This is a genomic window from Bradyrhizobium sp. P5_C11_2, from assembly GCF_054049755.1.
Genome location: NZ_JBFULT010000394.1, coordinates 1 through 7,181 on the forward strand (window position 1 = coordinate 1; position 7,181 = coordinate 7,181).

General features: G+C 66.2%; 7 protein-coding genes. 2 read left to right on the top strand and 5 right to left on the bottom strand.

What is annotated here, in order from left to right; translation table 11 throughout:
• Window positions 1-69 precede the first annotated feature (69 nt).
• Window positions 70-324, bottom strand: coding sequence for a hypothetical protein (locus ACXJL8_RS28760; protein ID WP_014495771.1), 255 nt, complete (start codon window positions 322-324; stop codon window positions 70-72).
• Window positions 325-634: 310 nt separating this feature from the next.
• Between ACXJL8_RS28760 and ndk the strand changes: the two genes are divergently transcribed.
• Both ndk and ACXJL8_RS28770 read left to right on the top strand, forming a co-directional pair.
• Window positions 635-1,057: a nucleoside-diphosphate kinase gene (ndk, locus tag ACXJL8_RS28765; RefSeq protein ID WP_011086893.1), complete on the top strand. Its 423-nt coding sequence runs from the start codon at window positions 635-637 to the stop codon at window positions 1,055-1,057.
• A 41-nt stretch (window positions 1,058-1,098) separates the two neighbouring features.
• On the top strand, window positions 1,099-1,959 hold the full coding sequence (locus ACXJL8_RS28770; RefSeq protein ID WP_456621907.1) for a TerC family protein: 861 nt from the start codon (window positions 1,099-1,101) through the stop codon (window positions 1,957-1,959).
• Between the two features lie 4 nt (window positions 1,960-1,963).
• Here ACXJL8_RS28770 and ppx read toward each other — a convergent pair whose 3' ends face one another.
• From ppx to ACXJL8_RS28790, 4 genes are all read right to left on the bottom strand, one after another.
• Window positions 1,964-3,466 carry an exopolyphosphatase gene (gene ppx / locus ACXJL8_RS28775; RefSeq protein WP_456686012.1) on the bottom strand — a complete coding sequence of 501 codons (1,503 nt, stop codon included), beginning with the start codon at window positions 3,464-3,466 and terminating at the stop codon, window positions 1,964-1,966.
• Between the two features lie 12 nt (window positions 3,467-3,478).
• Window positions 3,479-5,668 (bottom strand): RNA degradosome polyphosphate kinase, encoded by a 2,190-nt coding sequence (locus ACXJL8_RS28780; protein ID WP_456621968.1) that lies wholly within the window; start codon window positions 5,666-5,668, stop codon window positions 3,479-3,481.
• 143 nt (window positions 5,669-5,811) lie between these two features.
• A complete protein-coding gene (locus tag ACXJL8_RS28785) occupies window positions 5,812-6,489 on the bottom strand; it encodes a chromosomal replication initiator DnaA (RefSeq protein ID WP_456621909.1) in 678 nt (225 codons plus the stop codon).
• A 92-nt stretch (window positions 6,490-6,581) separates the two neighbouring features.
• Entirely contained in the window at window positions 6,582-7,124 is a 543-nt protein-coding gene (locus ACXJL8_RS28790; protein ID WP_456621910.1) for a CDP-alcohol phosphatidyltransferase family protein, read from the bottom strand.
• Window positions 7,125-7,181 lie beyond the last annotated feature (57 nt).

Here is a 7,181-nt window from a genome sequence, read left to right on the forward strand (position 1 = left end):
GCCCCGGCGGGGGGCGCGCCGGGGCTTCTCCTCGAAGGTGCTTGGAAGGTCCTTAAGGTGCTGACGGGCTCAGTAGCAGCGGTTGATCAGCCGCCAGCGGGGTCCCCAGGGGGTCGGGACCAGCCGGCGCACATAGCAGCCGCCATAGCCGTAGGAGACGGGGCCACCGGCATAGAAGCGCGGTCCACCCCAGCCGTGATGCCAGCCACCGCCGCCGCCGTGCCAGCCCCAGCCGCCATGCCAGTGAGCGGAGGCGGAGGTCGGTGCCAGCGCGGCACCCAGCGCGACCGCGGCAACTGCGGCAAGCGAAAGTTTCCTCAACATGGTGATCTCCTCAGTACTGCCGGCGCGGGCCTGCGCGTCGATGGAAAGGCCTCCGAAACGGACTGCCTCATGATCGGGCTTTCGTTTCGATAGGCCCGACCTTACGCCGGCGCGGCTGAACCAAACCCTGACAGCGGGTTCAGTTTGGGTTCATCTGGGTGAAATTGTTGTAATTCAGGGCAAAATCCCGAGCTCGGGCCCTGCGGCGAAGCGTCTGTGAGGCCGTTCCGGCGGTCGCTTGCCGTATTGCGAAGGCGCCGATATAAGCCCCGCAACTCCGAACCACCGCTTTCTCCTCAAGGACAAGATCATGGCCATCGAACGCACTTTCTCGATCATCAAGCCCGATGCGACCGCGCGTAACCTGACCGGCGCGGTTAACGCCGTGATCGAGAAGGCGGGCCTGCGCATCGTCGCGCAGAAGCGCATCCGCATGACCAAGGAACAGGCCGAAACCTTCTATGCCGTCCACAAGGCGCGGCCGTTCTTCGGTGAGCTCGTCGAATTCATGACCTCGGGCCCGGTGGTCGTCCAGGTGCTCGAAGGCGAGAATGCCGTTGCCAAGTACCGCGACGCGATGGGCGCGACCGATCCGTCCAAGGCGGCCGAAGGCACCATCCGCAAGCTCTACGCAAAGTCGATCGGCGAGAACTCCGCGCACGGCTCGGATGCGCCGGAGACCGCCGCGATCGAGATCGCGCAGTTCTTCTCGGGCAACGAGATCGTCGGCTGATCAGCCGATAGGTTAATATCGACGGGGCGAAAGGACGCATTGTGAATTGGCTCTGGCAGATCTTCGATCCCGCCACGATCGGGGCATTCTTCACCCAGTTCCGCAATGAAATGGCCGAACCGACCTTTTGGATCGCGGTCGGCAAGATCATCTGGATCAACATCCTGCTCTCCGGCGACAACGCGCTGGTGATCGCGCTCGCCTGCCGCGGCCTCAAGCCGCGGCACCGGCTGTGGGGCATGATCTTCGGCGCCGGCGCAGCCGTGCTGCTGCGGATCATCTTCACCGGCATCGTCGCGAGCCTGATGGAGCTGCCGTACCTGAAGCTGGTCGGCGGTCTCGCGCTGATCGTGATCGCGGCGAAGCTCCTGGTGCCCGAACAGGAAGACGAGGAGGGCGTCGAGTCGGCCTCGCATCTGTGGCAGGCGGTGCAGATCGTCGTGGTCGCCGACATCGTCATGAGTCTCGACAACGTCATTGCGGTGGCCGCCGCCGCCAATGGCAGCGTGCCGCTGCTGATCCTCGGCCTTGCCATCAGCGTGCCCCTGATCGTCGCCGGCGCCGCGCTGATCATGGCGCTGCTTGCAAAACTGCCGGTCCTGGTCTGGGCCGGTGCGGCGCTGCTCGGCTGGATCTCGGGCGAAGTGATCGCCACCGACCCCGGCATCGCGCCGAGGCTGCACACGCTGTTYGACGGCCCGTTCGGCGCGTCGCTGGATTCGATGCTCGCCGCCTTGCGCATCCCGCCGCAATTCACCCATGGCGGCGGAGGCGGCGAATATCTCTGCGCGCTGCTCGGCGTCGTGGTGGTGCTGGTCGCCGGCTATATCTGGCGCCGGCGCAGCCTGAGCAACGCCGCGCTCGAGGCCTCCGAACGCCACGCCAAGGTCTCGGCGGAGTGAATTTCTAACGTCGCACGATCGAGCCGGCGCGGCCGATCAGGCGGGCGAGCTGCTTGAAACGGCTGCCGACGCGGTCGGCGACGAGATCGCCGAGGCGGTGCTCGAACACCAGCATCAGCTTGCGCCCCTGGCTGCGGAAATGCGTGGCGGGCAGCACGCCCGGGCGCGCCGCCGAGATCAGATGCGCGACGCGGAACGCCGCACCCAGGAGACGGGCGCGCTCGAGCTGCGCCGGCGTCAGCAACTCCTGCGTGGTGACCGGCGGCTGGTTTTCCTCGCTGAGGCCCGCATAGCGATAGAACACCGACAGGCCGACAAAGGCGCGCTCGGTATGGGTGATCGCGCCGAAATTGCCATTGACGACGAGGCTCAGCGTCTGCTCGCCGCGATGGTCGGGATGCACGCGCCAGCCGATGTCGGAGAGCAGGCAGGCGGCGTGGCGCAAGCGGCGGTCCTCCGGGGTCTCGCGCAGCTTCACCACGCGGGCGAGGCGGTCGGTCCAGGCGATCAGCTCGCGGGCGTGGCGCGCCGAGCGCGACAGCAGCTGGTTGAGCTCCTCGGCCGCGCAGATCAATCCGTCCTTGTTGCGCTCGGTCTCCGACAGCTTCTCGTGCAGCAGGCCCTCGCGCACGCCGAAGGTCGAGAACACGATGGTCTTCGGCTTGGCCACGAGAATGATGTGCTCGAGCACCAGCGCGGCATAGGTGAGGAGCGGGCGGCGCGCGTCGGCGACGACCTCGATGTCGGCCAGCATGCCGGCGGCCGCAAGACGACGGAGACGACGCGAGAAGTCGAGCGCCTCGGCGGCCGAAATCGAATAGCCGTGCATCACCTGGAGCGGATAGCCGCTCTGGATGATGTGGATGCGTGCGAGCGCGCGCCAGGTGCCGCCGACCGCATAGAATGTGCGGCCGCTGCCCGCCTTGAGCTGCGGCACCTCGTCGAGCGCCTCGCGGACGATGCGGTCGGCGCGCTTGAGCGATTTATGGGCGAGGTCCTGGAGCGCGAGGCCGCCGAGCGGCAGCGTCACGCCGCTGCGCACGCTGTTCCTGCGCACGTCGAYCAGTTCGAGCGAGCCGCCGCCGAGATCGCCGACGATGCCGTCGGGATGGTGGATGCCCGAGATCACCCCGAGCGCCGACAGCCGCGCCTCGCGCGGCCCGGACAGGATCTCGATGTTCACGGCACAGATGCGCTCGGCCTTGGCGATGAAGTCGGGGCCGTTGGAGGCGTCGCGGCACGCCGCAGTGGCGATGGCGAACACGCGTCCGACCTGCATCACCCGGCACAGCGCGCGAAAGCGCTTGAGCGAGGTCAGCGCCTTGTCGACCGCATCGGGCGCGAGCAGGCCCGTGCTCTGCACCTCACGTCCGAGGCCGCACAGCGTCTTCTCGTTGAAGATCGGAATCAGGCTCCGCGTCAGCGCCTCGTAGACGACGAGGCGGACCGAGTTGGAACCGATATCGATGACTGCGACGCTCGTGCCGCGCTTGCGCGGCCGAGTCACGTCAACGCCCGATCAGGATTGATGGCGTTCGTTCCGGCGCGTGAGACGGCGCGGCGAGGATTCCTTGAGCGACTTTCCACGGCCAGACAGACTCGGATTTGTCATGAAGTAGTTGTGGACGTTGAAAGGCTCCTCGCCCTTCGCGGTCTTCATACGCGTTGAGGACCCGTCCGGCAACAATTGCCAGCTCTGCTCATTGTCCTTCAGGTTGGCGACCATGATCTGTTCGAGAACCTGCTGATGCACCGTGGGATTTTGCAACGGACACAGCACCTCGACGCGGCGGTCGAGGTTGCGCGGCATCATGTCGGCGGACGAGATATACACAGCCGCTTTCGCGCTGGGCAGGCCCTGACCCATGCCGAAGCAGTAGATTCGGCCGTGTTCCAGGAAGCGACCGATGATCGACTTGACGCGGATGTTCTCCGACAGGCCCGGAATGCCGGGCCGCAGGCAGCAGATGCCGCGCACCACGAGCTCGATCTGGACGCCGGCCTGCGAGGCTTCATAGAGCGCGTCGATGATATCGGGGTCGACCAGCGCATTCATCTTCATCCAGACCGCGCCCGGCTTGCCGTGCCGCGCATGCTCGGTCTCGCCCTGGATGTGCTGGATGATGCGCTTGCGCAGCGTCAGCGGCGACACCGCCATCTTTTCGAGATCGCTCGGCGCCGCGTAGCCAGTGATGAAGTTGAACACGCGCGCGGCGTCGCGGCCGATGGTCGGCTCCGAGGTGAAGTAGGACAGGTCGGTGTAGATGCGCGCGGTCACCGGGTGATAATTGCCGGTGCCGGTGTGGACATAGGTGGTGAGGCTGCCGCCCTCGCGGCGCACCACCATCGAGAGCTTTGCGTGCGTCTTGAGCTCGAGGAAGCCGTAGACGACCTGCACGCCGGCGCGTTCGAGGTCGCGCGCCCAACGGATATTGGCCTCCTCGTCGAAGCGCGCCTTCAGCTCGATCAGCGCGGTGACGGACTTGCCGGCTTCGGCGGCTTCGGCAAGCGCACGCACGATCGGCGAGTTGTTGGAGGTGCGGTAGAGCGTCTGCTTGATCGCGACGACGTCGGGATCGCGCGTGGCCTGCTGCAGGAACTGCACCACCACGTCGAAGGATTCGTAGGGGTGGTGGACGACCAGGTCCTTCTGCCGGATCGCGGCGAAGATGTCGCCGCCGTGCTCGCGCACGCGCTCGGGATGGCGCGGCACGTATGGCGTGAATTCGAGGTCGGGCCGATCGAGACGGGTGAGCTGGGAGAGCTCGTTCATGGCGAGCACGCCGTCGACCAGGAACACCTCGTCGTCGGCGGCCGACAGCGCGTGCTGCACGAAGCTGCGCAGTTGCTCCGGCATCTTGGCGTCGATCTCGAGCCGGATCACCGAGCCGCGGCGGCGCCGCTTCAGCGCGGTCTCGAACAGGCGGACGAGGTCTTCGGCCTCTTCCTCGATTTCGAGCTCGGAGTCGCGGATGATGCGGAAGGCGCCATGGCCGTGCAGGTTGTAGCCGGGGAACAGGCGGTTGATGAACAGGGCGGTCGCCTGCTCCAGGGTGATCAGCCGCACCGTGCCCTCGCTGGGCATGCGGATGAAGCGGTCGATCTTGCCGGGCATGCGGATCAGCGCGTTCATCTGCTTGCCGTCGGCGGCGCGCGTGAGTTGGAGCGCGATGGTGAAGCCGAGGCTTGGGATGAAGGGGAAGGGGTGGGCCGGGTCGATCGCGAGCGGCGTCAACAGCGGGAACACGTTGTTGAGGAAGTAGTCCTCGATCCAGGTCCGCTCCGCCTTGGTGACGTCCTTGCCGTCGACCAGCACGATGCCGACATCGGCCAGCGAGCCGCGCAGGTCGCGCCAGATCGCCTGCTGGTCGGAAGCGAGCTGGGACACGGTGCGGTTGATCAGCGCAAGCTGCTCGGACGGGGTCAGACCGTCGGGGCTTCGCTCGGCAATGCCCTCGCGCACCTGGGCCTTGATGCCGGCGACGCGGACCATGAAGAATTCGTCGAGGTTATTCGCCGAAATCGACAGGAATCGCACCCGCTCCAGCACGGGGTGGCTGGGATTGACCGCTTCCTCCAGGACGCGCCGGTTGAAATGCAGCCAGGACAGTTCGCGGTTGATGAAGCGCTCGGGGCTGGAAGCGATCGCCGGCTGACCTTCGGGCTCCTGGATTTTTTCTTTAATTTCAACGGCTTGCGCGGAGTCCATCAGAAGTCGGTCCATCTTGTTCGTCTCACCTTGCGACTTATGCGCAAAACCGGCGAGAGCATGTGTTAGTGCGATGACGTTTCGATGACATTGATGTTCCGCCGCGTCCCCGCGTCAAGCGGCCTAGGGAATCGCGGGGGCGGTCAGCCGTCGCGCAAGAGCTCGGCGGCCAGCGCCCGGGTGACGGGGCGGCCGAGCCGCAGGGACTCGCTGTCGAGCCGTTCGACGGCCTGCCGGGCGGCGGCTGAGGACCGCTCCAGGCGGGTGACGAGGTAGCTGACAACGCTCTCGTCGACGGAGAGCTGGCGGTCGGTGCAGAACTTGACGATCAGGCCGCGGAACAGCTGGTCGTCGGGCGGTAGCAGCGAGACCACCGGGACGGCACGCAGCCGCGAGCGCAGGTCGCGCAGCTCGATGTCGAGCGCAGCCGGCACCTCGCGGCCGGTGAAGAGGACGTAGGCGCCGTCTTCGCGTGCGAGGTTCATCAAGTGGAAGAGGGCGCGTTCGTCAAAGTCCTTTGCCTTGAGATCTTCGACCACCAGCGCGCCGGTCGCAAGCGCGCCCGGGACGGTCGCGGGGGCCAGCGCATTGGCCGTGGTGGAGCGGGCGCCGGCGTCCTCGGCCCAGATCGCGGCGAGATGGCTCTTGCCGCTCCCTTCAGGGCCGGCCAGCCACATGATCCGGTTCGGCCATTCCGGCCAGCTGTCGATCAGGGCGAGACCGGCGGCGCTGGCGGGGCCTTCGAGGAAATTGTCCCGGCTCAGGCTTTCCGCATGGGGAAGCGAAAACGCCAATTGTCGGGGATGAACGCGGCCTGCCACGGCTTGCTTTGCTCCATGCCGGACGGCCGGCCTTGCTTGAAAGATTCGACGTATTGCGCCCGAGTTGGCCTTTTGCGGGGCCATTTCCGCGCTCACTTGACCTCGATCGTGCTCATGTGCCGCAGCCACTCGACGAGATAGAGCGAGACGGAGGAGAGCGTGAAGATCGTGACGAGGCCCATCAGGATCATATCATAGGGCGCCGGCTTGAAGCCGAAGGCAAGCGCGGCCAGCACCAGGGCCGCGTAGGACACCTGGGCCGCGGTGTTCAGCTTGGACACCTTCGACGGCTTCATCTCGACCGGCTTGTCGAACAGCCAGGATACGATCACGGCAGCGACGATCATGATGTCGCGCGAGACCACCAGGATCACGATCCAGCGCGGGATGTCGCCCCAGATGCCGAGCGCCAGGTAGATCGAGACCAGCAGCGCCTTGTCGGCGAGCGGGTCGAGCAGGGCCCCGAGCTCGCTGGTCATGTTGAAGCGCTTGGCGAGGAAGCCGTCCACGGCGTCGCTGATGCCGGCGATCAGGAAGACGGCAAACGCCACCTCCATTTGGCTCGACACGATGGCCCAGACAATGATCGGGACCAGCATGATGCGGCCCAGGGTAATGATATTCGGAATACTCACGCGGCGCTTCCCGGCACCCGGCCTGACCTCGAATCCGGCCCGTTTGAAGGCTGAACC

Coding starts and splice junctions, on each gene's coding strand:
- ACXJL8_RS28760 (WP_014495771.1), bottom strand. CDS start 324: ATGTTGAGGAAACTTTCGCTTGCCGCAGTTGCCGCGGTCGCGCTGGGT.
- ndk (WP_011086893.1), top strand. CDS start 635: ATGGCCATCGAACGCACTTTCTCGATCATCAAGCCCGATGCGACCGCG.
- ACXJL8_RS28780 (WP_456621968.1), bottom strand. CDS start 5,668: ATGGACTCCGCGCAAGCCGTTGAAATTAAAGAAAAAATCCAGGAGCCC.